The following is a 24605-nucleotide window of genomic DNA, read 5'->3' as shown; positions in this document are numbered from 1 at the left end:
GATTTTCAGGAGTTGATTATGATGAACGCGATGCCACAGATGATGAACAACATGATGAACGGTATGTCCAACATGATGAATGGCATGATGAACGGCATGATGCCGAACATGATGGGTGGCATGATGCCGATGAACTACATGAACATGATGCCGCAGATGATGAACGGCATGATGGGCCAGAACATGATGATGCCGATGATGATGCCGATGATGATGTGCGGCATGACCTGCGAAATGGCGCCGAACGGCATGATCTGCAAGATCAGCCCGATGGGCGGCATGACCATGGAAATGCTGAAAGAATGCTGCGACCGCATGAACAGCATGATGAAAATGGGCATGCCGGTGATGATGATGGCCAATGGCATGAACATGTGCTGCAACATGCCGGAAGGCAAGGCCGCAGCTAAGTCTGCCTAACTGGTGATTTATAGTTGTAAAAGGGCGCTGGATTTCCGGCGCCCTTTTTGTTTATCTGGCGATATGAGCAAACAGTCGCAGCGGAACCCGAATTTTCTGATCCTCGCCATCGCGCTGGCAGTGGGGTGGACGGCGCTGACTGTGTGGTGGGACAATTATCAGGCGGAGCAACAGGCGGTGGCGGAGCGGCAGGCGAAGTAGGCCCTAGCCGACCGGCTCGGCATAGACCATCACCAGGTACATGATGGCGGTGCCTTCGCCTATGTTGCGGTAGACGTGGTAGGCATCGGCCTGGAAGTGGATGGCGTCCTTCTCGCGCAGGCGGTAGGTCTCGCTGCCGACGTCGATTTCCACCTCGCCACGGGTGACGACGAGGTTCTCAATGGTGCCGGGGGCGTGGGCGTCGGCTTCCTCGCTCGCGCCTTCTTTCAGCTCCAACTCGTAGAACTCCACCTTGCGGCTTTCATCGTGCGGGAAGAGCGCGCGGGAGGAGAAGCTGCCATCCATGGAGGTGAGGATTTTGGCCTTGTCGGCACGAAGTACGCGGTTGCCCTGGGAGATATAGTCCGTATTCAGGGCGGAAAAGGGCACATCCAGCGCCTTGGAGACTTTCCAGAGCAGGCTGATGGTGGGGACGGATTTGCCGAGCTCGATCTGGCTCAGCATGGCGCGGCTGACGCCGGAGAGGGCGGCCAGACGTTCCAGCGAAAGACCCTGGCGCGTGCGCAGGCGGCGCAGGTTGGCGCCGATGGACAGGGCCAGTGCTTCCGTTTCATTCAATGGGGACGCGTTTTCCGTGGTAACGTGCGTATCTGAGGAGTGTGCCGCCGGTTTACGCGCCATGGGCTATCCGCCGTAGGGAAGCTGGCCCCAGATGGCGGGCAGCAGGGCTGCGGGCATGGCCATGGGGAGCACGACCCATACCGGCACCCAGCTGATGGGGGAGGCGGCGGCAGCCTGAGACGGCTGCGCGGGCGTGCGTTTCTGTTGATAACGGGAAAAATCAATCACTTGAGCTTGGGACATGTTCGTCTTCCGTGTTGTTCGGTATGCGTTGGTGCATATCCGTTATATTGGATATCTATACATTATCTTGGAACGCGCTGCAACAAAAAACCCTGCGGAGAGGGATTCCGCAGGGTTGGTTGCGGCTATTCAGCCGGTGGAGGTGGGGCGGTTTCCCCTTCCGGGCCGCCATGTGGCGGTGGAGCTTCGCCATCGGGGCCTTCACCTGGAGGGGGAGGCGGCGGGCCATCGTGCCCATGCGGGCCCGGGCCGTGCGGCGGAACAGGCGGGCGGCGCAACAGATCGGCCAGAACGGCGCGGTCGCTGGCGGGCCAGGTTTTGGCCAGTTCGGCAATACGGTTGGCCAGTTTATCCTTGCGGGCGCGGTAGATGGAACCGACCTTGTCGAGCTGGGCACGGTAAGCAGCTTCGTCGAATGTTTCAGCCTTGAGGATGTCGGTCACTTTTTCGCGTTCCTTGCGCACGGTTTCGCGCATGGCACGTCCATCCTCCTTCATTTCCTCCATGATTTTTTCCACCTCCTGCCGCTTTTCGGGGGAGAGGCGGGCCAGTGCGGCTTCCTCAAGCGGAGGCGGGGGCGGTGGCGGGCCGAACTTATGCAGGGACTGGCCCAGAATAAAGCCAACCAGCAGCACGTTCAGCAGAACGGAACCGAGGATGATGAATTTGATTTTGGTGTTCATAGCGTTTCCCCCTCATCGTAAAGCGTATCGTAAAAAGCGGTTTTCTGCACGGCATCCGTGCCGCCGGTGATGCTGACCGACGTGTTGACGGTGCCCAGACCCAGCATCAGGCCGATGGCCATGGCACTGGCGAGCGCATAGGCGGGCCTTGGCGTGAAGCATTCCGCCAGCAGCTGCCACAGCGTGGCGGGCGTGGGCATGCGGCGCTGCTGCGGCAGGGAAACGGCCGCGTGGATGATGCGGTCTTCCAGCTCATGACGGTAAGGAAACAGCGCGCGCTTGTTGAGAAACGCATCCAGATCATCGTGGCGTTCATGCGGCTTCATAGGTGCCTCCCGGTTCGGTGGTGGGCAGGGAAGCGGATGCGCTTCCCGCATGGGTGAGTTTGCTTTTCAGGGTCGCTTTTGCGCGCATCAGAAGCGATTCCAGCGCCTTGGGGTTGATTCCCATGATGCTGGCGGCTTCCTTGTTGCTGAGCTTTTCATAAAAGCACAGGTTTAGCGCTGTTTGCTGGCGTTCGGGCAGGGCGCGGATCTCGGTTTCCAGCATGCGTTGCTGCTGCTTGATGGAAAGAGCCTCGTCCTGAAGGGTGATGCTGTCGTCGGCCATGTCGAAATTCTCAAGTAATGGCAGGGGTTTTTTGCGTTTCAATTCATCCAGGCACTGGTTGAGAACCAGCCGGTAGAACCAGGTGGTGAACTGCGCATTGCGGTCAGGCTGCCAAATGTCGGGCTTCTGCCAGAGCTTGATGAAGGCTTCCTGAACAATGTCTTCCGCTTCGTCGCGGTTGCCCAAGGTGCGGTAGGCAAGCGCGTAGAAACGTTTGGTGTGGCGGCGCACCAGGACGCCGAAGGCGTGCTGGCTTCCCTCCCGGATATGCTCCAGAAGTTCCGCGTCGGGTTTATCGGTCCAGGCTGTGTGCATGTGTGGCCTATGTATGGGAGTGGCATAGTCTACAGCCTCGTGTGGCAATTGGTATATGAAATCCATAGGAATATGTCTTCATATCGGGGTAGCACGCCCCCTTCCGGAGAAAGAGGCGGCCGTCGAGCACTTAGTTGGCGGGAGGTGCGTCAGGGGCGTCGCCCTTGTCCGCATGCTTGCCGAATTTTCCACCGGGACGGTGCATGCCGGGGTGGGGCATGGCATCGGCCAGGGTCTTGCGTTCATCCTGCGTGAGCTTGCTGGCGAGATCGGCCATGGCCTGCTCGCGTTTTTCCATTTCCTGATTGCGCAGGGCGGCCAGCTGTTTGTGCTTGGCGAGGTAGGCGGCTTTGTCGAATGTCGGCGCGACCATGATGGCTTTGAGCTCATCATGCAGCTTTTTCATCTGCTCGTGGGAGGCCTTGCCTTGCTCGTGCATGGATTTAAAGGTGTTTTCCACCAGTTCGCGCTTGGATTCTGGCAATTTAGCCAGGGCCTCCTTCATATGCGACGGCGGGCCGTCATGCTTTGCATCATCGGCGGCAAGGGCCATGCCGCTGGTGGCGAGGGCGACAAGCATGGCGGATGTGGTGAGTAATTTACGCATGGTCTACTCCTAATAGCGTTAGAGACAATCTGTGCTCTTCACCCATTATTACGACCCGTGGGGTGGAACCCTTCGTTCGGATGAGGGAAAATGGGTTCAACGTAAGGTTGATGTTGAATAGCGACGAAAAATCAGCATAATAGCCGCTTCTTCTTTTTAAGGCTTCGCAGAAAGCCGCGCTTATTGTCAGGGAGTTTTATGCGCGGATGGATGCATTTATACCGTTTTGAAACAGGCTGGCCTGCGTTTTCACACGGATTTTTGATATCAAATTTACTATCATTCTGTTTAGTATCGATAAATCCATGCCGCTTATTCAAGTGCGGTGGTGGTGTGCAAGGATATGCGGATGGCTGAACGGCAACCAGCGGCATCGGCGGATGCGGAGAGCATGCTTTACAGGCATGGCGGGAAAATTGCCGTTCTCATGATCAGTTTTTTTGCCGTTATTCTGGTGATGGCGTTTAACGAACAGGCACGCCTGCTGGAAAACGCGCGTCATCTGGTGGAGCATGGGTATGAGGTTTCCTCGCAGATCGATAAGCTTCACGGGCAGTTGATGGATGTGCATGCCGGGGTGCATGCCAAGGCGGTGGATATGGCCACCGCAAGGCCGCCAGCCAGCCAGCTGAATGTTGATGTGCCGGAGGAGGATATCAAGGCCTCCATCGGGCGTTTGCAGGGCATGGTGTCAGACAATGCCATGCAGCAGGAAAACCTGGAAGCATGGGAAGCGGCGATACTCGATTATCTGGACCATGTAAAAGCGCATGAGCAGGAAGAGGAGCTTTTGCTTTCGCAGCCCTATCATCAGAAGGCGCGCAAGCTGATTGCCCATTCCAGCCAGCAGATGCAGCGCATGAAACAGGAGGAAAATGCCCTGCTTCAGCGGCGCATCCGGCTGGATAACGAACATGAGCGACGCAACAGGCTGCTGATGTTCGGCACGGTGGTGCTTTTTTATGTGAGCATGATTGCCGCGATCTGCACGGTGATGCATCACTGGCGCAAGGCGCGGCGCATGGAACGGCAGGCATATGAGCATTCTGTCGAGACGGCCCGCTCGCGCGCGTTTCTGAAAAACATCCTTGATCACGTGCCAGACCCTATTTTTGTGAAGGACAGCCAGCATCGCTTCATCGACGGAAACAAGGCGCTGTGGCAGCTGATGGGAAGGGCGGAAGAAGAGGTACTGGGCAGGACGGATTATGATTTCTTTCCGGAAAACCAGGCGGATATTTTCTGGCAGAAAGACGAACTGGTGCTGAATACGGGCCAATCCAACATCAATATCGAAACCCTGACGGACGCAGCGGGTGAACATCATACGCTGTCCACCAAGAAGGCCAGTTTTACCATGCCGGACGGAACGCCAGTGCTGGTGGGCGTGATTCGGGACATCACGGAATTGCGGCGCATGCAGGAGCAATTGAAGGAAAGCGACGAACAACGCCTCAAGGCTATTATGGACCATTGCGGCATGCCGGTTTACATCAAGGACCTGGATGGCCGTTACCTGCAGCTGAACCGGAGCTTTCTGGAGCTCGGCGATTTTGATGAGAGCGCGTTGCTCGGGAAAACGGATTACGACATTTTTGCCCCACGATATGCCGATGCTTTCCGGGAAAACGACCTGCAGGTGCAGCGACAGCGATCGGCCATGGAGTTTGAGGAAGTCGCCCCGCAAGCGGATGGCGACCATACCTATGTGACGGTGAAGTTTCCGCTGTATGACGCCGTGGGGCAGCTTTACGCCATCTGCGGTATTTCCACCGATGTTACGGAGCGCAAGCGCATGGAAGCGAAGCTGTTGCGCTATACTCACGAACTGGAGCGCAGCAATCAGGAGCTGGATGATTTCGCCTATATCGCCTCGCATGATCTCAAGGAGCCGCTGCGTGGGCTGTTCAACCATGCCTCCTTTCTGATGGAGGATTACACCGACAAGCTGGACGAGGACGGGGTTCACCGTTTGCAGCGGCTTTCGCAATTGTGTCAGCGCATGGAAAACCTGGTGAACGACCTGCTTTATTTCTCCCGCCTTGGGCGCACTCAGCTTGCCATACAGGAAGTAAACCTGAACGCGGTGGTGGATGAGATAACCCAGATGATGGAAAGCACGTTGAAGGAACGCAAAGCCAAAATAGTAGTTCCGCGTGAACTGCCCCGGATGACATGCGACCGGCCGCGCATGACGGAGGTGTTTCGCAATCTCATTACCAATGCGGTGAAATATAACGACAAGAAGGCGCCCAAGGTGGAGATCGGGTTTCTCGACGAGCCGGATATGGCAGGCGGTAGGGCAGCCACAGTGTTTTACGTAAAGGATAACGGGCTGGGCATTGATCCCGGGTTTCATCAGGAAATATTTCGCATCTTCAAACGGCTTCAGCCCGCTGGTTCGGGCGAGGTTTCCGGTACGGGCGTGGGGCTGACCTTTGTTAAAAAAATCGTGGAGCGTCATGGCGGGCGCATCTGGCTTGAATCACAGCCCGGCAAGGGCAGCAGCTTTTTCTTCACCATCCTTCAGGGAGACGCGGCATGACCGAGCGGAACAAAAACGTGCAAAGCATCCTGCTGGTGGAGGATAACCCCGACGATTACGAGGCCACGATGCGCGCCTTTAAAAAAGCCAGCCTCTATAACCCGGTGGACTGGGCGCAATCCGGCCAGCAGGCGCTGGATTTTCTGAAACACAGCGCCGGAAAGGGGCAGGCACTGCCCGGGCTTGTGCTGCTTGATCTCAACATGCCCGGTATGGACGGGCGCCAGACCTTGCATCACATCAAGCAGGACAAGTCGCTGAAGCGCGTGCCGGTAATCATTCTCACCACATCGGACGACGAACGTGATGTGGAGGCCTGTTATCAGATGGGCGCGAATACGTATGTGCAGAAGCCGGTGAGTTTTGAAGGGCTGATTGAGGCCATCAAGCGGCTGAAGGAATACTGGTTTGAAATCGCCTTATTACCCAAGGAGGCACGCCATGACTGAAACACTCAGCATCCTGGTAATTGACGATAATGAGGATGACCGCCTGCTTTATCGCCGTACACTGCAGAAAAGCGCGTATGCGCGTTATCAGCTCACGGAAGCCGAGCGCGGCGAGGAAGGGTTTGATATGCTGAAGGAGCAGGCGTTCTCCTGCGTGCTGCTGGATTATTCACTGCCCGGGCGCAACGGGGTGGAGGTGCTTAAGCGCATCCGCAGCAAATATCCGTATTTACCCGTGGTGATGCTGACCGGGCAGGGAAACGAGACGCTTGCGGTGAGCGCCATCCGCGAAGGGGCGCAGAATTACATCACCAAAGGTTCGATCACCACGGAGACCCTGGAGCATGCCATTTTGGTGGCGATGAAATATTGCGCCATGCAGCAACGGGTGGACGAGCAGCATAATTCGCTGGAGATATTCGCCCGCGCCATGGCGCATGACCTGAAAGGGCAGCTTCGGATTGTGCATTCTTTTTTGAGCCTGCTCGGCAAACGGGAAAAGCTGACGGACAAGGGCAACGAATATCTTGGCAATATCCGCCGCGCGACGGATTACATGAGCATGCTGATTGAGACGGTCTATTTTTATACAAGGCTGGATACGACAGAGGCCGTGACCAAGGAAAGCTGCGACCTGAGCGACCTGTTACAGGAAGTGAAAGAGCGGCTCTCAACGCAGATAGCCGAGCGTGGCGCCACCATCAGCAGCAGCCCGCTGCCCCGGCTGGATGCCAACCGCGAACAGCTGACCCAGGTGCTGCAGAACCTGCTTTCCAACGCCATCAGCTATTGCGATGTGCGGCCGGAGGTGCATATTTCCGCCGTGGATATGACGGACCACTGGCTGTTTCGTATTCGCGATAACGGCAGGGGTATCGATTCGCTGCATGCGGACACCGTGTTTCAGCCATTCAAACGTATCGCCAAGGAAAACGAGCGCGGCGTGGGCCTGGGGCTGGCGACCTGCAAAAAAATCATCGAATCGCACGGCGGAAAGATATGGTATGAGCCGGCGGCATCGGGCGGGGTGATGTTCCAGTTCATTCTGCCCAAAGAGCTGCAGGCGGTGGAAGACCAGAGCGAGCCGTTGGAAGTGTCGGCGCTGGAAATCATCCGCCCCGCTAAACCGCGCAGAAAACCGACACCCACGGCGGCCATGGCCAATGTGCTGCTGGTGGATGACAGCGAGACGGATCTGGAACTGAGCAAGATCATGCTGTTTGAATATCCGCGCATGCATTGCAACCTGCATGCGGCGCGGGACGGGCAGGAGGCGTTCGACATGCTGATTCGCGCATCGCGCAAGGGGCGCATGTATGACCTGATGCTGCTGGATATCAACATGCCCAAGATGGACGGGTTTGAACTGATGGAGCGGATGCGGCAGCTCAACCTTATGGAACGGGTGAAGGTTGTGGTGTGCTCGACCTCCTGCGTGGATGGGGATATCGAGTATGCCAAGTCACTCGGGGCGGTGGGGTATCTGGTGAAGCCGGTTCGGTTTGAGGATTTGAAACAGGTGATCGACAGCCAGACGGACCTTCAGCTGCAGCAGGAGCAGGAGGATAAGATATTGTTTCGCGCGGTTGCCGCTTAGGCCGCGAGGTTTTTGTTGAAACGATCTTAAAACGACAAAAGCCCCCTTTTGTATAACAAAAGGGGGCGCACGTCGACCTGAGGGAGGGCAAGCAACGTGCAAAACTGTCAACAACGTTCAAACAAGACCAAAGGTTCCGTCCATGCCGGAAGGCGCCCATGCTCGCGACAAGGCGCCCCCGGACGGGGAGGAATTTCCCATGTCGTCATCCCCGGATAAACCGGGGATTACCGCGCCGGCGAGATAACCAATGTTCGAGGGAAATTGGCATGACCGGCGATGATAACTTCCCACCACCGAAGTGGAAGGAAATGACGAACAGGATGCCTCTTGCCCAAACCCTCGTCCGAGACAAGGTTGGGGGAAGGGGCGATATCGCTAATTCCAGCAAGAGCCGGAACACAGGGTGCGTAGTCCGAAAACCGACGCAAGCAATACGATTCCAACTTACCGGCAGGGGTATAAGGGAACAATGATGACGAAGGCGGAGTTTTATAAGCACTGGATAAACAAGCGGCGGATTGCCTGATGACGTAGCGGTCGTTTTGATGCCGGATGTTAATCAGAAGCTGGAACCGGGCTGGGTGAGGAATTCTTCCTCTTCCGGCGTGGATGCGCGCCCCAGGATGTGGTTGCGATGTGGAAAGCGCCCGAAATGTTTGATGATGTAATGGTGCTGACGGGCGAATTCCAAATTGGCCGGGAAGCCGAGGCGCTCATACATGGCCACCGACAGTTCCTGCTCAGTCAGCATTTCGCTGTGCATCAGGGGCATGTAGAAAAAAATGCGCCAGATCGGGGGCAGGTGCAGTTCCTGTTCATGTTCCAGCCCATGTCGAGACAGATCGATGGCCATCCTGTCCGTGGCGAAGGCCTGGGGGTTGTCTCGGAACATGTTGCGGGGGAATTGATCCAGTACAAGGATGAGGGCCAATAGTCCTTCGGGTGTTTTTTTCCATGCCTGCAATTTGCCGGAGCGAGCCGATTCATAGACTTGAGCAAAGCGCGCGCGGATTTCCTCATCCAGCGCCGGTGAGGGGGCAAACCATTGTTCCTCACGGCCGGGGGCAAACCAGAAATCCAGCACCTGCTGGGGAGTGACGGTTTGTGGGCTCATGAAAGCGGGTGCATGGTGGTTGTCTGCTGGCGGGCGGGTATCTCCAGGCTGTCGCCGATATCCACGGTATAGCTTTTATCGGGAACCGGGTCTTTCTTTTCAGGTTGCCTGGGCTGTGGTGGCGAGCCGTGGGGTTTGGCAGGGATGGTAGGCATGGCCGCCTCCTTTATATGGATAAGCACACAAGCTTAGAAGAATGGGGTATCTTTTTGCCATGCGAACATGCAAAAAGCCCCCTGCTTAGGTTAAGGCAGGGGGCTTTTCAGAATAAACAACGCTATTCGCGTCAGCCATTAAGAGGCTTTTTTCTGCTCATTCTTCTGTTCGTTCTCTTTGCCGGCTTCGTTGCGTTTTGCAGCTTCGGCTTTTTCGGCTTCGGTGAGGTTTTTAGAAGAACCCTGATCGTTTGAAGGGGTTTTCATATCGTTGCCGGGTTTCTGGCTCTGATTATTGTTGTTTTGGTTGTTATTAGACATGTTCATGCCCTTTCCTGACACCCAAATGATTTTGAATGAGAAGCGATCCTAGGCGCGGCCATATCTTTTTCCCATGTGAAAGGCTTCGGCGCAGTGCGAACGTGTGGCGTCACGGAATCTAGCCAGAGGCATCGCGGCATGCTACACCCTGCGCACAGGCCTGTGCCCGTAGCTCAGCTGGATAGAGCATCTGCCTTCTAAGCAGACGGTCGGGGGTTCGAGTCCCTCCGGGCACGCCATATTATAGACGGAGATTGTATGAAGGACAGCAACTGGCTCGGCACATGGACCATGTATAAGCGCGAGGTGTGGCGTTTCGGCAAGGTATGGAACCAGACATTGATCGCGCCGCTGGTATCCACGCTTCTGTTCCTGGCCATTTTCATGCTGGCGCTTGGAGGGGACCATCGCGTGATCACCGATACCAACGGCGACGTGCCGTTCGGCGTTTTCATCGCGCCCGGTCTCATCATGATGGCGGTGGTGCAGAATGCGTTTGCCAACAGCTCCTCCTCTCTCATTCTTTCCAAGATCCAGGGCACGATTATCGATGTGCTGATGCCGCCGCTTTCGCCGCACGAGATCACGCTGGCCTACATGATGGGGGCCATCACGCGCGGGTTGGCGGTGGGGCTGGTGGTGTGGCTGGGCGTTTCCTTTTTCATCCCCACCGAGGTGCAGCACCCGTGGGTGGCGGTTTACATGGTGCTGATGGCTTCCATGATGATGGCGCTGGTCGGCGTGCTTTCGGGGCTGTGGTCACAAGGGTTCGACCAGATGTCGGCGATTACCAATTACATCATCTCGCCGCTGGCGTTCCTTTCGGGGACATTCTATTCCATCACGGCGCTGCCGAAATTCTTTCAGCATATCAGCTATGCCAATCCTTTTTTCTATATGATTGACGGATTCCGCTACGGGATGATCGGCCATTCGGACGGGGCGGTGGAAATCGGCATGCCGCTGCTGGCGGTGATGAACCTGATTCTGTGGGCGTCGACCTATTGGCTATTTAAAACAGGTTATCGCCTTAAAAGCTAAAAGCCGGCCCTTTCAGGTGGGATCATTATCTTATTGACCCCCCGGCCCCCTTGTCCTAATGCGGAATTCCAGCGTTTTGACTGGCCATTTACCTGCCTATCAGGCTGCCTCGGGAGGTTGCGATGATTCCTGCTGTGCTACCGGTCTATAACCGCACCGAATTCGGCGCGTTGCGCGGTGAGGGCGTGTATCTGCATACGGATGACGGGCGTACCATGCTGGATTTCGCCAGCGGGATTGCGGTGAATTCGCTTGGCCATTGCCACCCGCATCTGGTGGCGGAGCTGAAAAAGCAGGCCGAGACGCTGTGGCATGTCTCTAACCTGTATCAGATTCCCGGCCAGCAAAAGCTGGCGGAGCGGCTGGTGGCGGTGAGCTGCTGCGATACGGCGTTCTTTTGCAATTCCGGCGCGGAGGCGATGGAAGCGGCCTTCAAGATGACGCGCAAATATTTCGATTTCATCGGCCAGCCGGACCGTTACCGCATCATCACCATGAAAGGCGGCTTCCACGGGCGGACGATCGCGACCATCTCGGCGGCCAGCAAACCGGCGCTGACGGACGGTTTCGCGCCGCTGCTGGATGGGTTTGACCATGTGGAGCTGAATGATCTGGCCGCAGTGAAGGCGGCCATCGGCCCGCAAACGGCGGCGATTGCGCTGGAGCCGATCCAGGGCGAAGGCGGTATTCGCCCGGCAACCAAGGAATTTTTGCAGGGGCTGGCCGCTTTGTGCAAGGAGCACGGACTGCTGCTGATTGCCGATGAGGTGCAGTGCGGCACGGGCCGCACGGGCAAGATGTTCGCTTATGAATGGGCGGGCGTGGAGCCGGACCTGATTGCGGTGGCCAAGGGCATCGGCGGCGGGTTTCCACTGGGGGCGTGCCTGGCGAAAGAGCATGTGGCCAAGGCTATGAACCCCGGCTCGCACGGGGGGACTTATGGCGGCAACCCGCTGGCGATGGCGGTGGGCAATGCCGTGATGGACATCATCACCGCGCCGGGTTTTCTGGCAAAAGTGACAGAGATGGGTGATTATCTGGGGCAGAAGCTGGAAGCGCTGAAGGCCGCCTATCCCAAACAGATCGATGAAATTCGCGGTAAAGGGCTGATGCGCGGGCTGCGTTTGCACAGCGACCCTGCGCCTTTCGTAAAACTGCTGCGGGAAGAGGGGCTTTTGACGGTAGGGGCGGCCGATCAGGCCATTCGCATCGTGCCGCCGCTGATCGTGGAAAAGGCGCATATTGACGAAGCAGTGGATAAAATCGACCGATGCTGTAAAAAGCTTGCCGCTGCAAGCATCGCCGCGTAACGAAACGAATCAATTAAAGAAGGAGCGCCATCATGCCGCATTTTGTGGATATTGCCGATTTTACCGGCGATGAGTTGCGGAATATCCTCAAGACGGCCGTCTCGCTGAAGGCTGATTTCAAGGCGGGCGGTAACGAGCAGCTGCTTAAAGGCAAGACGCTCGCCATGATTTTTGAAAAGAACTCCACCCGCACACGTGTGTCGTTCGACCTGGCCATGCGCCAGCTCGGCGGGTATGCGATGGAGCTGGACTGCCAGAATTCCCAGCTTGGGCGTGGGGAGTCGATCGCCGATACGGCGCGGGTTTTGTCACGTTATGTGGATATCATCATGTTCCGCGCGCGCGAACATTTTACCTTGCTGGAAATGGCGTCTTCCGCTTCCGTTCCCGTTATCAACGGGTTGACCTCCTACAGCCATCCCTGCCAGATTCTGGCGGATATACTGACATTTGAAGAGCATAAGGGGCCGATTGCCGGCAAGACGCTGACCTGGGTCGGGGATGGCAATAATGTGCTGATTTCCTACATCCACGCGGCCATTCTGTTTGGCTTTAACCTGAATATCGCCTGCCCGACGGCATACCGGCCGCTGGATAAGGTGGTGGACTGGGCCGAGAGCCAGAAAGCCAGCTCCAGCGGGCGCATTCAGTTTTTTACCGACGCGGTGGCGGCGGTGAAGGGCACCCAGGCTATTGTGACCGACACCTGGATGTCGATGGGAGATGAGGAAAAGGGCGACGCGCAGGCCAAAAAGGCGGCGCTAAAGCCTTACCAGGTGAATGAATTCCTCATGAACACGGCGGAAGACGCTATTTTCATGCATTGCCTGCCAGCACATCGGGGTGAGGAAGTGACGCCGGGGGTGATTGATGGAAATCGCTCTGTGGTGTTCGATGAAGCGGAGAACCGACTCCACGTCCAAAAAGCCGTGCTGCTGCACTGCCTGGGCATTCAGGGATAGATAGGGCTCTCATGCGACGTATAATGGCCTGCAAACAGCGATTTTGCTGCGCTACGATGCTCACGTACGAAAGTGTACGCTCCGCTTCGGTGCTCGCATATTCACTGTTTTCGGCTCATTCTCCATCGCATGACAACCCTATCTAATTTATTAATATTGGCCTGTTAGACTTTTCTCATGGTTTCCAACGATAATCAACCGCCGCCATCGGTCATCGGGCAGGACATGATTCTGCCATTTCTGATCGACAAAACCCATCTTCATGGGAGATTTGTGCGCCTTTCGGAGGCGGTGAACGATATTCTGCACCGGCATAATTACCCATTACCGGTATCGCACCTGCTGGCCGAGCAACTGCTTATCACCGGGCTGCTTAGCCGGTCGTTGAAGCATGACGGCATCATCACCATTCAGGTGCAGGGCGACGGCCCGGTGAGGCTGATGGTGACCGATATCACGGCGGATGGCACCTTGCGCGGCTATGCCGAGCTTTCCGAAGAGGGGCAGAAGTATTTTGAGGAGAATGTCTCCATCAAGCGCGCGATGAAGGATGTGTTCGGCAAGGGTTATCTTTGCATCACGCTGGACCATTTGCAAGGCAAGCAGCCATATCAGGGCATTGTGGAGCTTTCCGGCGATGATCTGACGGATTGCTGTTTGCGTTACATGCACCAGTCCGACCAGTTTAATGTTCATATCAAGACCATGATCGGCCATAGCACGCGCTATGATGACAAGGCGCGCTGGCGGGCGGCGGGCATCATGGTGCAGCGTCTGCCAGATGAGGAGCATTTCAAGCCGGAAATTCTTCCCGACCCGATGGAGGATGGAGATTCCGCCATCAGTGCGGAGGATGACGACTGGAACCGCACGATCATGTTCGTGGATTCCCTGACCGAGCAGGAGATGCTCGACCCCGACATGATGCCTAACACCATGCTGTATAGGCTGTTTCATGAGGATGGTATCTGGGTATACGAGGAGACGGCCATCAGCGCGGGCTGCCGCTGCAACCGCGAGCGCATTGAAAATGTGCTGAAAACGATGGATGGCAGCGAGCTGGAGGAGCTGGCCGAGGAAGGATCGCTCAAAGTGACCTGCCAGTTCTGCAACACGAACCATGTGTTTTTGCTGAACGAGCTGCTGGGCAAGGCCTAGGAGCCTGCTCACAGCACGGCCATGTTCGGCTCAATGCAGTGACATACTGAACAGGCTTAAGCTTCGAAGAAGTCTTCCGAACCGATATTGCCGGGATTGGGCAATGACATGAGCAGGTAGATGCCGTTGCGGCCATTGAGCGCGGCGGTGGAGGGCGGGGTGTAGGTTCCGCGCCGGTCGCCGCTGGTGGCCGTGGGAGCGCCGATATCGCCGGGAATCAGCAGACCGGGGGACTGGGGAACCGCGCTGCCGATCATTTCCTGCACCACGTAGCCTTCCGCCGGAAGGAATACCGGCAGGCCGATGCGGTTGCCGACACCGACGGCGATGTCGCCATTGCAAGGTTGGCTGGCCTGGATGCTGAGGATTTTGTTGAAGGCTTTTTTGCCGCTGCGGATGCCGGCATTGGGGCCGGTGATCACTTCGGTCATGTTGCGGTTGTAGACATCCTGCCCCACAATTTTGAACTGCACCTGTGTGGCATTGACCGTGGCGGCAATAATCACGTTGCGCGGCACATCCGGGTGGTTTTTGGCCAGCGGCAGGGCGCCCGGCTTGGTGAGCTGCATGGGCGGGATGTAAAATTGATGATCACGCGGCAGCGGGGCACGCAGGTTGATCATGAACAGGTTGGCCGGAAAGGTGTTGACCAGCGTGACGTTGTTTTTGGCGTCGTAATGGGCGTTGGTGCCGAGCTCCTCCAGCCTTACATGGAGGAATTTGCCTTTGGCCACGGTCTGGTTTTTGCGCCAGTGAAGCTCCAGGAAGGCGCTGCGCGGGATGATGACGAAATCGATCGGCGATTTGCAGAAAACATCGTCCACCACCAGGTTATGGTTGAAGGCGCCGAAGAAACTGGCCTCGTTCAAGCCTTCCGGGTAGGGGAAGGCCAGGCGCTGGTCGGGTTCCAGCGGTTTATCCAGCACGATGTTGACGTTGACAAAAGGCATGGTTTCTTTCCTATTTACCCTTTGTTATGGCACCATGGGTTTAGCAAAGGGTTAAATTTGTGCCTGTAAGGTGAGGCGATGGATTCAGGCGATAAACCATTTCACGATGTTGACCCCAGCAGGCTTGGGCATGGGCTGCATCCCGACGAGGATAAAAAGGATGAGAGCGGTGGGGATCACCGGTTTCGCCATCAATTCGAGCAACAGCAGCAGGCGCAGGAAACGCAGCCTGCCGTGGGGGAGATGCTGATCACCAGCATGGTGATGGGCGGGATTGCGGTGGATGCCAATTCCAAGAAAGGCAGCACCATCAAGAGTTTTCTGACCAAGAGCAGCTCGTTGCTGACGGCCAGCGAAGGGGTGGGCGACCTGGTGCCGGACCTCTGGTTTGACGAAGTGGATGAGGAAAAAGAGGCGGAATATCTGGCGTATCTGCAGATGATTGCGCCGGATAACGAGGTGGCCCAGCAGGCGTTGAAAGGAAAATTGCTCATGAAGCAGGTGGCGCTTGCCCGCATGTTGACGCGCCTGACGGTGGCCAATGTGGCGCGCCATGCGGGCCTGCTGGCGCCCGATGTGACGATTACCTGATATGGCGCACCATTTTTTCACCGACCAGGTTCGCACGGAGCTTTATGGGCTGATTCTGATGCAGGGATTTCGCAAGGATGGCGTGCCCTGGTATTGCTACCTGTCCGTGCGCATGGACATGCTGAAGGAACTGGCGGAGAAGCAGGCCGAAGGTATAGGCGTGGAGCCGACGGATTACGGCAGGGTGCTGGCGCATGGCATCGGCGTGCCGGATTTATCGGTACGGGCGCGAATGGAAGAGGAATATGGGTTTAACCATGAGGAGTGGTTGAACATCACTCAGCCTATTCATGCGCCTGACCAGTCACATGAATAGGCTGCCTTTTGTTTTGCCTCCGGCGAAATCCTCCTTGATTTCGCCATGAGGCATGCTCAAGGCTGGCCAGCGCGATCTGCTGTCGCGTTAACAAAGAGGGTAGGAATAAAAAAGGCGCCGGAGTGATCCGGCGCCTTTTCGTTCACGCTTGAAGCAGCTTACTTCTTGCCGGCCTTTTTCTTGGCGGCTGGTTTGGCTTCTTCCTTCGGTTTTTCTTCTTTTGCGGGGGCTGCTTCCTCTTTCACGTCTGCGGCAACCTGCATTTTGACGATTTTATCCGGGTTGTTGACGGAACCGTTGGAGCTGGGATCGCCCTTTTTGATGTTATCGACAAATTCCATGCCGGAGGTCACGCGGCCCCAGACGGTGTATTGACGATCCAGGAAGTTGGAATCCTTCAGCACGATGAAGAACTGGCTGTCGGCGCTATCCGGGGAGGCTGCGCGCGCCATGGACACGGCGCCACGGGTGTGGGGCTCGTCATTGAATTCGGCATTCAGTTTTTTGCCGCTGCCGCCCATGCCGGTGCCGGTGGGGTCACCCGTCTGGGCCATGAAGCCGTCGATCACGCGGTGGAATACGATGCCGTCATAAAAGCCCTTGCGGGTGAGTTCCTTGATGCGGGCAACGTGGTTGGGGGCTTTTTCCGGCAGCAGTTCGATGACCACGCGGCCGTCCTTCAGGTCGAGATAAAGAGTGTTCTCGGGATCCGCAGCTTTGGCTTTCGCCATAAAACCTCCTGTGATGGTTGCGGCGAGCAGGATTGCCGCCATGAATTTCTTGAAGCTTGCCATTGTTAGATGCTCCTACTGGTGAGTGGCATAATATCGCGCGAGTTTATCGGCAACTTGCGCAGATACAAAGCTGGAAATGTCACCGCCCAGGCGGGAAATCTGCTTGACGAAACGGGATGAGATGAATTGCGTGTTTTCCGATGCGGTGAGGAACACGGTTTCGATGTCGTGGTTCAGGCGGCGGTTGGTGCAGGCCATCTCGAATTCATATTCGAAATCCGACGTGGCGCGCATGCCGCGAACGATGAGCTGGGCCTTTTCTTTTTTGGCGAAATCCACCAGCAGGCCCTTGAAGGGTTTGACCTCGATATGGGCGGCGATGTCGGCGGGGAGGCTTGCGATTTCAGCTTTGGCCATGCTGACGCGGTCAGTCATGGAGAAGATGGAGCCTTTGCCCGTATCCTGCGCAACGCCGACCACCAGCTTGTCGACCACCTTCACGCCACGGCGGATGAGATCCAGGTGGCCGAAGGTGATGGGATCGAACGTGCCGGGGTAGATGCCGATGGTCATCGGTGTTATTCCGCCTGGGTGGTGGTTTCTTCTACCGCTTCTGCGCCTTCTTCATCCTCATCCTGGCTGTTGTCGGCAATGCGGACGGCGGAGACGACGTGCTCATCGTCCGACACGCGGAAGAGCGTGACGCCCTGCGTGTTGCGGCCGGCGATGCGGATGTCCTTCACCGTGGTGCGGATCATCTGGCCCTTGTCGGTCATCAGCATGATGTGGTCGGTCGCATCCACGGGGAAGCTGGCCACCACCGCGCCGTTGCGCTCGGAGGTTTCGATGTTGACGATGCCCTGGCCGCCGCGGTTGGTGATGCGGTATTCGTAGGCCGAGGTGCGTTTGCCGTAGCCGTTTTCGGTGATGGTGAGGATGAATTGTTCCTCGGTTTCCAGCTGCGTCACTGTTTCCTGCGGAAGTTTGGAGGCGTAGTCCTCTCCACGGCGCTTGGCGCTGGCATAGCGCAAATATTCGTCGCGCTCTTCAATGCTGACGCTGGAATCTTTCACGATGGCCATGGAGATAACGCGATCGCCTTCGGCGAGCAGCATGCCGCGCACGCCGTCGGACGTGCGGCTTTTGAACACGCGCACGTTGGCCACGGGGAAGCGCACGCATTTGCCGCTATGGGCGGCGAGCAGCACGTTGTCGTCCTCGGTGCAGGTGCGCACGCCGATGAGCGTGTCGCCTTCGTCCATGCGGATGGCGATTTTGCCGTTGGAGCGTACATCGTGGAAATCCTCCAGCGTGTTGCGGCGCACGTTGCCCTTGCTGGTGGCGAACATGATGTGCAGCTGATCCCAGAGGTTTTCATTCTCCGGCAGGGGCATGAAGGTCTGGATGGTTTCGCCCTGTTCCAGCGGCAGGATGTTGATGAGCGCCTTGCCGCGCGATTGCGGCGTGCCCTGCGGCAGTTTGTAGACCTTCAGCTTGAAGACGCGGCCCTTGCTGCTGAAGAACAATACCGGCGTGTGGGTGTTGGCCACGAACAGCTCGGTGGTGATGTCATCCTCATGGATGTTCATGCCGCTGCGGCCTTTGCCGCCGCGCTTCTGGGCGCGGTAGTCGGCCAGCGGCACGCGCTTGATGTAGCCGCCCATGGTGACGGTGACGACCATGTCCTCGCGCTGGATGAGGTCTTCGATATCCTGGTCGAAATCGCCATCTTCGATGCGGCTGCGGCGCGGCTCGGCATAGGCGGTTTTGACGGCGGTGAGTTCCTCGCGGATGATGGCGCGGATGCGCTCACGCGAGCCGAGGATGTCGAGATAATCACGGATGGCGGTGCCGAGTTCGCCGAGTTCGTCGTTGATCTTGGCTTGCTCAAGGCCCGTCAGGCGATGCAGGCGCAGGTCAAGGATGGCTTTGGCCTGGGCTTCGGTCAGTTTGGTGCGGCCGGAAACGAGGATGTTGCCGCGGTCTTCCACCAAGGCGATGAGCGGGGCGACGGTTTCGGCGGCCCAGTCCTTGGCCATCAGGGATTCACGCGCGGTGGCGGGGTCCGGCGAATTGCGGATGATGCGGATGATCTCGTCGATATTGGCCACCGCGATGGAAAGGCCGATCAATACGTGCGCACGCTCGCGGGATTTACTCAGGCGGTTGATGGTGCGGCGGTAGATGACCTCCTCGCGGAAGTCGATGAAGGCGATCAGGATCTCACGCGGGGTGAGGAGCTTGGGCTGGCCCTGGTCCAGCACCAGCATGTTGGCGCCGAAGCTGGTCTGCAGCGGGCTGTAGCGGTAGAGCTGGTTGAGGACGACGTCGGCCTGGTGATCTTTCTTGACCTCGATGACGACGCGCACGCCGTCGCTGTCGGATTCGTCGCGCAGGTCGGAGATGCCCTCGATGCGTTTTTCGCGCACGAGCTCGGCGATGCGCTCGATCATGCGGGCCTTGTTCACCTGGTAGGGAATGTCCTGCACGATGATGGTCTGACGGCCGTTATTGGCCTCTTCGATGTCGGTACGGGCGCGCATGACGATGCTGCCGCGGCCCGTCTCCATCATGTTGCGGATGCCGCCGCGGCCGAGGATGAGGCCGCCGGTCGGGAAATCCGGCCCGGGCATGACGGTGAGGATCTCCTCATTGGTGGCCAGCGGGTTGTCCAGCAGCATGTGCGTGGCGTCGATGACTTCGCCCAGGTTGAAGGTGGGGATGTTGGTGGCCATGCCGACCGCAATGCCGCCGCCGCCATTGACGAGGATGTTGGGGAAGCGGGAGGGAAGGACTTTGGGTTCCTGTTCGGAGCCGTCGTAGTTTTCCTGGAAGTCGACGGTGTTTTCGTCGATGTCGGCGAGGATTTCCATCGCCACCTTGGCGAGGCGGGATTCGGTGTAACGCATGGCGGCCGGTTTGTCGCCGTCCATGGAGCCGAAGTTACCCTGACCGTCCACCAGCATGACGGACATGGCGAAATCCTGCGCCATGCGCACGAGGGCGTCGTAAATGGCGGAGTCGCCGTGCGGGTGGTATTTACCCATCACTTCACCGACGATACGGGCGGATTTTTTGTAGGGCTTGTCGTTGGTGCAGCCGGATTCCAGCATGGCGAAGAGGATGCGGCGGTGTACGGGTTTGAGGCCGTCGCGGACATCGGGGATGGCCCGGCTCACGATCACGCTCATGGCGTAATCGAGGTACGAGCGCTTCATTTCATGTTCAATCGCTACCGGCTGAGAGCTGGAGGCTGGGGTATCGGTCATACTGGTTCCGAACTGGTCTGAAAAAGGATAGGGGGTTGGTTTAGCAAATCATGCCGTCGAGCGAAACCAAAACCTTGCCCAGTCCCTTTAAATAGTGCAGATGGATGATATGAAACGGATTCACCTTGTTTTTGCCTTTTTGTTGGGAATGGCGGCCCTGCTGCTGGCGGCCGCAGGGTGGCACGGTGACGCAAAAGCCGGAACCGAGCGAGATTCCACGGTTTTTCGACAGATTACGAAGCCGCCGGTTGTGACGCATAAGGGCGTGGAATGGTGCGGGGGCGGCGAAATCCGCCGTCAGGACGCCAGGATCGGCGGGATTTCCGACATGCAGGTGGAGGGCAATCACTGGATGGGCCTGGCCGACCGGGCGGAAATGGTGGAAGGGACGCTGATTTTCTCCCGCAATAAAAACAAGAGCCTTTATCTCGAAGACCTGAGCGATGTTACCGCCCACGATCTGCTGGATGCAAAAGGCGGCAAGCTGGCCATGCGCATGCGCGACAGCGAAGGCCTGGCCACGGCGGAGCAGACGGGCGAATATTGGGTGAGTTTTGAGCGCAAGCACCGGCTGCAGCGGTTTGAACGCAATGGCGAAGGCTGGCGCGCGGTGGGCGATGCCGTGCCCGTGCCCCTGAACGGTAAGGGGCAGGATGGCAATCTGGGGATTGAAACGATCATCAACCTGGGGGATGGAACCTGGTGGCTGGTGGCGGAATATGCCGCCTATAAGGATAAGGGCGGGAATGCGGTCAAGGATGCATCGACCTTATGGATATTTGACGGGAAAGCATTGACGGAAAGCCGCCCTTATCAGGAAAGCGAAGGGTTCATGCCGACTTCGGTGGCCCGGTGGGATGAGATGCACCTGCTGGTGCTGGAGCGGAAGCTGACCTTGTTTGAAGGATTTCGCAGCCGCCTCAGGCTGGTGGAAATCGGCCATGAGGACGTGGTGGGGCCGGTGATCGAGGTGACCAATTACATCATGCATGACAATGCCGAGGACCTTGCCGTGCTGGACAGCAAGGAAGGCGAGAAGATGGTGCTGATCGGCAGCGACGATAACTTCCAGCTGTGGCAGAGCAGCTGGCTGGTTGGCCTTTGCATGACGGATGAAGCCTTTGCCCCCGCGGACTGAACGCATCGCCGTGCTGGGAGCGGGGGGGCAGCTGGGCGGCGCCCTGTGCGCCCTGCTGGGAAAGCAGGCAAAGGGATTCGGCCATGGGCAGGCCGACCTGGCGGAGCCGGATGCGGCACTGCGCGTGCTGACGGATTACCGGCCGGATCTGGTGGTGAATGCGGCGGCCTATACGCAGGTGGATAAGGCCGAAAGCGAACGGGAAGCGGCTTTTCTCGTGAATGCGCATGCCCCGGGACTGCTGGCCGAGTGGGCAACCACGGAGGATATTCCGCTGGTGCATTTTTCCACCGATTATGTGTTTGACGGCGCGGGTTCGGCGCCCTGGCGGGAGGCGGATGACGCGCATCCGCTCAATTATTATGGAGCAAGCAAACTGGCGGGAGAGCAGGCGGTGCTGGCATCCGGCGGCAGCCATTATATTATTCGCCTGAGCTGGGTGTATGATGCGGTGAGGCGGAATTTCTTCACTTCCATTCTGGAGCAGGCAAAACAAGGCAAGCCATTACGCGTGGTGGATGACCAGATCGGCGCGCCGAGTTATGCGCCGGACCTGGCGCGGTGGCTGGTGAAAGCTATTGGAATGATTCTATCCGATAATCCACCCGCGCCCGGCCTTTATCATCTTTGCCATGGCGGGGAGGTGTCTCGCCACGGGTTTGCGGAGGCGATGGTGAAGGCGGCGCATAATGCCGGGCTCATCCCGCAGCTTCCCGACGTGGAGGCCGTATCCAGCGGCGCGTTTGCCACGCCCGCGCGGCGGCCGCTGAACAGCCGGCTGGATATATCCGCCTTTCGCGAGGCTTTCGGCATCTTACCGGATGATTGGCGGGACGGGCTTGCCCGTGCTATAGCCAGCCTTGGAGGGAAGGCATGAAGGTTATCGACACGGCCATTGACGGGGTGAAGGTCATCGAGCTGCAGCGGCACCGGGACGAGCGCGGCTGGTTCATGGAGCGCTTCAATGCGCGCGCCTTCAAGGAAGCCGGGCTGCCGCACGCCTTCGTGCAGGATAACCATTCCTTTTCCAAACCCAATGTGCTGCGCGGGCTGCATTACCAGCATAACCCGACGCAGGGGAAGCTGGTGGGCGTGCTGCGCGGGGCCATCTGGGACGTGGCGGTGGATGTGCGGGTGGCTTCGCCGACTTACAGCCAGCATGTGGCGGTGGAACTGAGCGCGGAAAACGGCAGGCTTCTGTGGGTACCCGGCGGCATGGCGCATGGGTTTTGCGTGCTGGGCGAGGAAGAGGCCGAGGTGTTTTACAAGGTGGATTCCCATTACAACGCCAAGGGGGAGGGCGGCATCCGTTGGGATGACCCTGACCTCGGCATTGTGTGGCCGCTTTCCAGCCCGATCGTTTCCGAAAAGGATGCCGGGTTGCCATCCTGGAACCATTACGCCCGGCACCCGGTGCGGGAGTGGAAGTAGATGAGTTTTTTCAGCAAGCTGCTTCGGTTGAAAAGCCGGATTCCACCCGCGCAGGCGGATGGCGCCTTGAAAGGGCTTTCCAGCCTGGAAGCCGCGCAGGCCGAATGGGCGCGCCGCCGCGTGACGGTGGTGCTGGCGGTTGGCGACGGCCGTATGGAAGGGCTTGGCGTACATGTGAAGGCCTTGTTCAAGCAGCCGTCGCTGCACAGCGTGATTCTGGTTTATCACAAGGCGCCCCCTGCTTTGCGGGAGCAATGGCATCACTGGGTGGATGACAGCGAGCGCATGGTGGTGATGGAAAGCGCCTGTGCCGACGCCGGAGGGCAATGGCAGGAGGCTGCCAGGCTTGCGGCAGGCCGCTATGTGGCGGCGGTGTCGCCTTATGCCAACCTGCCGGAGGACGCGCTGGAAGGAATGCTGGCGGTGGTTGAAAAAACTGGCGGTGTGAACGGGCTGCGGGTGCAGGATGGCTGGCATCACATTCTGGCGGGGTGGCGCGAGAAGATATGGCGCTATTGCGCGCGTTACATGCTGCGCCATGTGCCGCAGGATGGACGTGCGGCGTTGCCGTCGCTGCTGGCCATGATGTGGCCCAAGGGAGTGGATGTGCCGTTTGAACGGGCGGCTCAGGGCGTACCGCATGGTGCGGCCCTGAACGCGCTGGCCTGGTATTACGCGCAAAACGGTAACCCCGTTACGCTGGTGACGTTACCCGCCGCGGTTGCTCTGCCGCCGGAAAGCATTGGCCAATGGTGGAACTGGGTGATGCCGCGCCTGCAACAGGCCGCGCCGACGTTTCATCGTTCGCTTTTGTGGCTGGCTACCCGGGCGACCTCGCGGCTGGAGGCTATATGAAGCCGGTGCTGGTGACGGGAGCGGCCGGGTTTATCGGCTTTCATCTGAGCAAACGGCTGCTGGAGCAGGGTGTGCGCGTGATCGGCGTGGATAACCTGAATGCTTATTACGACCCACGCTTGAAGCAGGCGCGCCTGGCGGAGCTGGAAAAGCTGGGCGGGGATTTCACTTTCATCAAGGCGGATATCGCCGATGAAGCAAGCTTTGACCTTTTGCTGAAGGCGGCAGGAGAGGTGGAGGCGATTGCGCATCTGGCGGCGCAGCCGGGGGTGCGTTATTCGCTGGAAGCGCCGAGGGCCTACACGAAAGCGAATGTGGACGGCACACTGAACATGCTGGAATTGTGCCGGGCTCTGGGGCCGCAGGCGCATCTGGCCTATGCGAGTTCGAGCTCGGTTTACGGGGCGAACAAAAAGCTGCCTTTTTCGGTGGAGGACCCGGTGGATCATCCGGTGTCGCTTTATGCCGCCACCAAAAAAGCGACCGAACTAATGGCGGATTGCTATAGCCGCCTTTACGGCATACCTGCCACAGGGCTGCGATTTTTCACGGTATATGGCCCATGGGGCAGGCCCGACATGGCGGCGTGGAAATTCACGCAGGCCATTACGCAGGGTAAGCCGATCGACGTGTATAATCATGGCGATATGCGGCGCGATTTTACGTTCATCGACGATATTATCAACGGGCTCATGGCGGTGCTGGGGCGCCCGCCGGAAGAAAAAGACAGTGTGCGCCACCGGGTTTACAACCTTGGCAACCACCGCAGCGAAAAACTGACGGATTTCATTGCTGAACTGGAAAAGGCCATCGGCATCAAGGCGCAGTTGCGCATGCAACCCATGCAACCCGGCGATGTGCAGGATACCTATGCCGATATCGAGGCCAGCCGGCGGGATTTCGGTTTTTCGCCAAAAACGTCGATTTCTCAGGGGATTCCGGCATTCGTGGACTGGTACAAAATGTATCACTTAAACCGCTGAACGCGGCCTAACTGCAATCTTTT

The 24605-nt window shown here is 57.9% G+C and carries 27 protein-coding genes and 1 tRNA gene; 16 read left to right on the top strand and 12 right to left on the bottom strand.

Going from position 1 to position 24605, the window contains the following annotated elements; all coding sequences use genetic code 11:
- Positions 1–18: 18 nt before the first annotated feature.
- On the top strand, positions 19–420 hold the full coding sequence (locus tag GC177_00400; GenBank protein MBI1274418.1) for a hypothetical protein: 402 nt from the start codon (positions 19–21) through the stop codon (positions 418–420).
- A gap of 204 nt (positions 421–624) precedes the next feature.
- On the opposite strand, the gene GC177_00395 is transcribed toward GC177_00400, so the two are convergent.
- The 6 genes from GC177_00395 to GC177_00370 form a co-directional block, all read right to left on the bottom strand.
- Positions 625–1263 (bottom strand): helix-turn-helix domain-containing protein, encoded by a 639-nt coding sequence (locus GC177_00395; GenBank protein MBI1274417.1) that lies wholly within the window; start codon positions 1261–1263, stop codon positions 625–627.
- A gap of 3 nt (positions 1264–1266) precedes the next feature.
- The gene (locus GC177_00390) at positions 1267–1446 is read right to left on the bottom strand and encodes a hypothetical protein (GenBank protein ID MBI1274416.1); all 180 of its coding nucleotides are present in this window, start codon (positions 1444–1446) and stop codon (positions 1267–1269) included.
- 125 nt (positions 1447–1571) lie between these two features.
- Entirely contained in the window at positions 1572–2129 is a 558-nt protein-coding gene (locus GC177_00385; GenBank protein ID MBI1274415.1) for a periplasmic heavy metal sensor, read from the bottom strand.
- Positions 2126–2455 carry a hypothetical protein gene (locus GC177_00380; protein ID MBI1274414.1) on the bottom strand — a complete coding sequence of 110 codons (330 nt, stop codon included), beginning with the start codon at positions 2453–2455 and terminating at the stop codon, positions 2126–2128. Before GC177_00380 ends, GC177_00385 begins: the two co-directional genes overlap by 4 nt.
- Positions 2442–3119 carry a sigma-70 family RNA polymerase sigma factor gene (locus GC177_00375; protein ID MBI1274413.1) on the bottom strand — a complete coding sequence of 226 codons (678 nt, stop codon included), beginning with the start codon at positions 3117–3119 and terminating at the stop codon, positions 2442–2444. The genes GC177_00380 and GC177_00375 overlap by 14 nt, the downstream gene beginning before the upstream one ends.
- A gap of 64 nt (positions 3120–3183) precedes the next feature.
- On the bottom strand, positions 3184–3660 hold the full coding sequence (locus GC177_00370; GenBank protein MBI1274412.1) for a periplasmic heavy metal sensor: 477 nt from the start codon (positions 3658–3660) through the stop codon (positions 3184–3186).
- 1357 nt (positions 3661–5017) lie between these two features.
- Here GC177_00370 and GC177_00365 point away from each other — a divergent pair.
- Genes GC177_00365 through GC177_00355 form a run of 3 tightly spaced genes read left to right on the top strand, consistent with a single transcriptional unit; the run spans position 5018 to position 8251 of the window.
- Positions 5018–6205, top strand: a complete 1188-nt coding sequence (locus GC177_00365; GenBank protein MBI1274411.1) for a PAS domain-containing protein — start codon at positions 5018–5020, stop codon at positions 6203–6205.
- A complete protein-coding gene (locus GC177_00360) occupies positions 6202–6654 on the top strand; it encodes a response regulator (GenBank protein ID MBI1274410.1) in 453 nt (150 codons plus the stop codon). The genes GC177_00365 and GC177_00360 overlap by 4 nt, the downstream gene beginning before the upstream one ends.
- The gene (locus tag GC177_00355) at positions 6647–8251 is read left to right on the top strand and encodes a response regulator (GenBank protein ID MBI1274409.1); all 1605 of its coding nucleotides are present in this window, start codon (positions 6647–6649) and stop codon (positions 8249–8251) included. The genes GC177_00360 and GC177_00355 overlap by 8 nt, the downstream gene beginning before the upstream one ends.
- Before the next feature lie 562 nt (positions 8252–8813).
- Here the strand turns inward: GC177_00355 and GC177_00350 are convergent.
- Both GC177_00350 and GC177_00345 read right to left on the bottom strand, forming a co-directional pair.
- A complete protein-coding gene (locus GC177_00350) occupies positions 8814–9368 on the bottom strand; it encodes a DUF924 family protein (protein MBI1274408.1) in 555 nt (184 codons plus the stop codon).
- A 293-nt stretch (positions 9369–9661) separates the two neighbouring features.
- Positions 9662–9844, bottom strand: coding sequence for a hypothetical protein (locus GC177_00345; protein MBI1274407.1), 183 nt, complete (start codon positions 9842–9844; stop codon positions 9662–9664).
- 162 nt (positions 9845–10006) lie between these two features.
- Between GC177_00345 and GC177_00340 the strand changes: the two genes are divergently transcribed.
- The 5 genes from GC177_00340 (at position 10007) to GC177_00320 (ending at position 14315) form a co-directional block, all read left to right on the top strand.
- Positions 10007–10083, top strand: a tRNA-Arg gene (locus tag GC177_00340).
- Positions 10084–10102: 19 nt separating this feature from the next.
- Positions 10103–10885: a multidrug ABC transporter permease gene (locus GC177_00335; GenBank protein MBI1274406.1), complete on the top strand. Its 783-nt coding sequence runs from the start codon at positions 10103–10105 to the stop codon at positions 10883–10885.
- Positions 10886–11007: 122 nt separating this feature from the next.
- Positions 11008–12195 (top strand): acetylornithine/succinylornithine family transaminase, encoded by a 1188-nt coding sequence (locus GC177_00330; protein ID MBI1274405.1) that lies wholly within the window; start codon positions 11008–11010, stop codon positions 12193–12195.
- Between the two features lie 32 nt (positions 12196–12227).
- Entirely contained in the window at positions 12228–13157 is a 930-nt protein-coding gene (argF, locus tag GC177_00325) for an ornithine carbamoyltransferase (GenBank protein MBI1274404.1), read from the top strand.
- 177 nt (positions 13158–13334) lie between these two features.
- Positions 13335–14315: a molecular chaperone Hsp33 gene (locus GC177_00320; protein ID MBI1274403.1), complete on the top strand. Its 981-nt coding sequence runs from the start codon at positions 13335–13337 to the stop codon at positions 14313–14315.
- 56 nt (positions 14316–14371) lie between these two features.
- Here GC177_00320 and GC177_00315 read toward each other — a convergent pair whose 3' ends face one another.
- The gene (locus tag GC177_00315) at positions 14372–15265 is read right to left on the bottom strand and encodes a hypothetical protein (protein ID MBI1274402.1); all 894 of its coding nucleotides are present in this window, start codon (positions 15263–15265) and stop codon (positions 14372–14374) included.
- 78 nt (positions 15266–15343) lie between these two features.
- On the opposite strand from GC177_00315, the gene GC177_00310 reads away from it, so the two are divergent.
- Together GC177_00310 and GC177_00305 are read left to right on the top strand one after the other, a co-directional pair.
- Complete coding sequence (locus GC177_00310) at positions 15344–15856, top strand: hypothetical protein (GenBank protein MBI1274401.1); 513 nt, start codon at positions 15344–15346, stop codon at positions 15854–15856.
- A 1-nt stretch (position 15857) separates the two neighbouring features.
- Entirely contained in the window at positions 15858–16172 is a 315-nt protein-coding gene (locus GC177_00305; GenBank protein MBI1274400.1) for a hypothetical protein, read from the top strand.
- A gap of 158 nt (positions 16173–16330) precedes the next feature.
- On the opposite strand, the gene GC177_00300 is transcribed toward GC177_00305, so the two are convergent.
- From GC177_00300 to gyrA, 3 genes are read right to left on the bottom strand one after another with little or no spacing between them, the layout of a single operon-like run.
- Positions 16331–16945: a peptidylprolyl isomerase gene (locus GC177_00300; GenBank protein MBI1274399.1), complete on the bottom strand. Its 615-nt coding sequence runs from the start codon at positions 16943–16945 to the stop codon at positions 16331–16333.
- A 33-nt stretch (positions 16946–16978) separates the two neighbouring features.
- Complete coding sequence (gene coaD, locus GC177_00295; GenBank protein MBI1274398.1) at positions 16979–17479, bottom strand: pantetheine-phosphate adenylyltransferase; 501 nt, start codon at positions 17477–17479, stop codon at positions 16979–16981.
- 5 nt (positions 17480–17484) lie between these two features.
- A complete protein-coding gene (gene gyrA, locus GC177_00290; protein MBI1274397.1) occupies positions 17485–20175 on the bottom strand; it encodes a DNA gyrase subunit A in 2691 nt (896 codons plus the stop codon).
- A 100-nt stretch (positions 20176–20275) separates the two neighbouring features.
- Here gyrA and GC177_00285 point away from each other — a divergent pair, with 100 nt between their 5' ends.
- From GC177_00285 to GC177_00265, 5 genes are read left to right on the top strand one after another with little or no spacing between them, the layout of a single operon-like run.
- Positions 20276–21313 carry a hypothetical protein gene (locus GC177_00285; GenBank protein ID MBI1274396.1) on the top strand — a complete coding sequence of 346 codons (1038 nt, stop codon included), beginning with the start codon at positions 20276–20278 and terminating at the stop codon, positions 21311–21313.
- Entirely contained in the window at positions 21288–22190 is a 903-nt protein-coding gene (gene rfbD, locus GC177_00280; GenBank protein MBI1274395.1) for a dTDP-4-dehydrorhamnose reductase, read from the top strand. The genes GC177_00285 and rfbD overlap by 26 nt, the downstream gene beginning before the upstream one ends.
- Positions 22187–22744: a dTDP-4-dehydrorhamnose 3,5-epimerase gene (gene rfbC, locus GC177_00275; GenBank protein ID MBI1274394.1), complete on the top strand. Its 558-nt coding sequence runs from the start codon at positions 22187–22189 to the stop codon at positions 22742–22744. Before rfbD ends, rfbC begins: the two co-directional genes overlap by 4 nt.
- A complete protein-coding gene (locus GC177_00270; protein MBI1274393.1) occupies positions 22745–23599 on the top strand; it encodes a hypothetical protein in 855 nt (284 codons plus the stop codon). It abuts the gene before it with no gap.
- Positions 23596–24582: an SDR family NAD(P)-dependent oxidoreductase gene (locus tag GC177_00265; protein ID MBI1274392.1), complete on the top strand. Its 987-nt coding sequence runs from the start codon at positions 23596–23598 to the stop codon at positions 24580–24582. Before GC177_00270 ends, GC177_00265 begins: the two co-directional genes overlap by 4 nt.
- Positions 24583–24605: the final 23 nt, after the last annotated feature.

This window comes from bacterium (assembly GCA_016124905.1).
Classification (GTDB): domain Bacteria; phylum Pseudomonadota; class Alphaproteobacteria; order Rickettsiales; family RI-342; genus RI-342.
This window is presented reverse-complemented; position numbering and strand designations above follow the sequence as displayed.

Excerpts from the sequence above, each read along its gene's own strand:
- GC177_00400 (MBI1274418.1), top strand. The coding sequence starts at position 19 with ATGATGAACGCGATGCCACAGATGATGAACAACATGATGAACGGTATG.
- GC177_00395 (MBI1274417.1), bottom strand. The coding sequence starts at position 1,263 with ATGGCGCGTAAACCGGCGGCACACTCCTCAGATACGCACGTTACCACG.
- GC177_00390 (MBI1274416.1), bottom strand. The coding sequence starts at position 1,446 with ATGTCCCAAGCTCAAGTGATTGATTTTTCCCGTTATCAACAGAAACGC.
- GC177_00385 (MBI1274415.1), bottom strand. The coding sequence starts at position 2,129 with ATGAACACCAAAATCAAATTCATCATCCTCGGTTCCGTTCTGCTGAAC.
- GC177_00380 (MBI1274414.1), bottom strand. The coding sequence starts at position 2,455 with ATGAAGCCGCATGAACGCCACGATGATCTGGATGCGTTTCTCAACAAG.
- GC177_00375 (MBI1274413.1), bottom strand. The coding sequence starts at position 3,119 with ATGGATTTCATATACCAATTGCCACACGAGGCTGTAGACTATGCCACT.
- GC177_00370 (MBI1274412.1), bottom strand. The coding sequence starts at position 3,660 with ATGCGTAAATTACTCACCACATCCGCCATGCTTGTCGCCCTCGCCACC.
- GC177_00365 (MBI1274411.1), top strand. The coding sequence starts at position 5,018 with ATGCCGGACGGAACGCCAGTGCTGGTGGGCGTGATTCGGGACATCACG.
- GC177_00360 (MBI1274410.1), top strand. The coding sequence starts at position 6,202 with ATGACCGAGCGGAACAAAAACGTGCAAAGCATCCTGCTGGTGGAGGAT.
- GC177_00355 (MBI1274409.1), top strand. The coding sequence starts at position 6,647 with ATGACTGAAACACTCAGCATCCTGGTAATTGACGATAATGAGGATGAC.
- GC177_00350 (MBI1274408.1), bottom strand. The coding sequence starts at position 9,368 with ATGAGCCCACAAACCGTCACTCCCCAGCAGGTGCTGGATTTCTGGTTT.
- GC177_00345 (MBI1274407.1), bottom strand. The coding sequence starts at position 9,844 with ATGTCTAATAACAACCAAAACAACAATAATCAGAGCCAGAAACCCGGC.
- GC177_00335 (MBI1274406.1), top strand. The coding sequence starts at position 10,103 with ATGAAGGACAGCAACTGGCTCGGCACATGGACCATGTATAAGCGCGAG.
- GC177_00330 (MBI1274405.1), top strand. The coding sequence starts at position 11,008 with ATGATTCCTGCTGTGCTACCGGTCTATAACCGCACCGAATTCGGCGCG.
- argF (MBI1274404.1), top strand. The coding sequence starts at position 12,228 with ATGCCGCATTTTGTGGATATTGCCGATTTTACCGGCGATGAGTTGCGG.
- GC177_00320 (MBI1274403.1), top strand. The coding sequence starts at position 13,335 with ATGGTTTCCAACGATAATCAACCGCCGCCATCGGTCATCGGGCAGGAC.
- GC177_00315 (MBI1274402.1), bottom strand. The coding sequence starts at position 15,265 with ATGCCTTTTGTCAACGTCAACATCGTGCTGGATAAACCGCTGGAACCC.
- GC177_00310 (MBI1274401.1), top strand. The coding sequence starts at position 15,344 with ATGGATTCAGGCGATAAACCATTTCACGATGTTGACCCCAGCAGGCTT.
- GC177_00305 (MBI1274400.1), top strand. The coding sequence starts at position 15,858 with ATGGCGCACCATTTTTTCACCGACCAGGTTCGCACGGAGCTTTATGGG.
- GC177_00300 (MBI1274399.1), bottom strand. The coding sequence starts at position 16,945 with ATGGCGGCAATCCTGCTCGCCGCAACCATCACAGGAGGTTTTATGGCG.
- coaD (MBI1274398.1), bottom strand. The coding sequence starts at position 17,479 with ATGACCATCGGCATCTACCCCGGCACGTTCGATCCCATCACCTTCGGC.
- gyrA (MBI1274397.1), bottom strand. The coding sequence starts at position 20,175 with ATGACCGATACCCCAGCCTCCAGCTCTCAGCCGGTAGCGATTGAACAT.
- GC177_00285 (MBI1274396.1), top strand. The coding sequence starts at position 20,276 with ATGGATGATATGAAACGGATTCACCTTGTTTTTGCCTTTTTGTTGGGA.
- rfbD (MBI1274395.1), top strand. The coding sequence starts at position 21,288 with ATGAAGCCTTTGCCCCCGCGGACTGAACGCATCGCCGTGCTGGGAGCG.
- rfbC (MBI1274394.1), top strand. The coding sequence starts at position 22,187 with ATGAAGGTTATCGACACGGCCATTGACGGGGTGAAGGTCATCGAGCTG.
- GC177_00270 (MBI1274393.1), top strand. The coding sequence starts at position 22,745 with ATGAGTTTTTTCAGCAAGCTGCTTCGGTTGAAAAGCCGGATTCCACCC.
- GC177_00265 (MBI1274392.1), top strand. The coding sequence starts at position 23,596 with ATGAAGCCGGTGCTGGTGACGGGAGCGGCCGGGTTTATCGGCTTTCAT.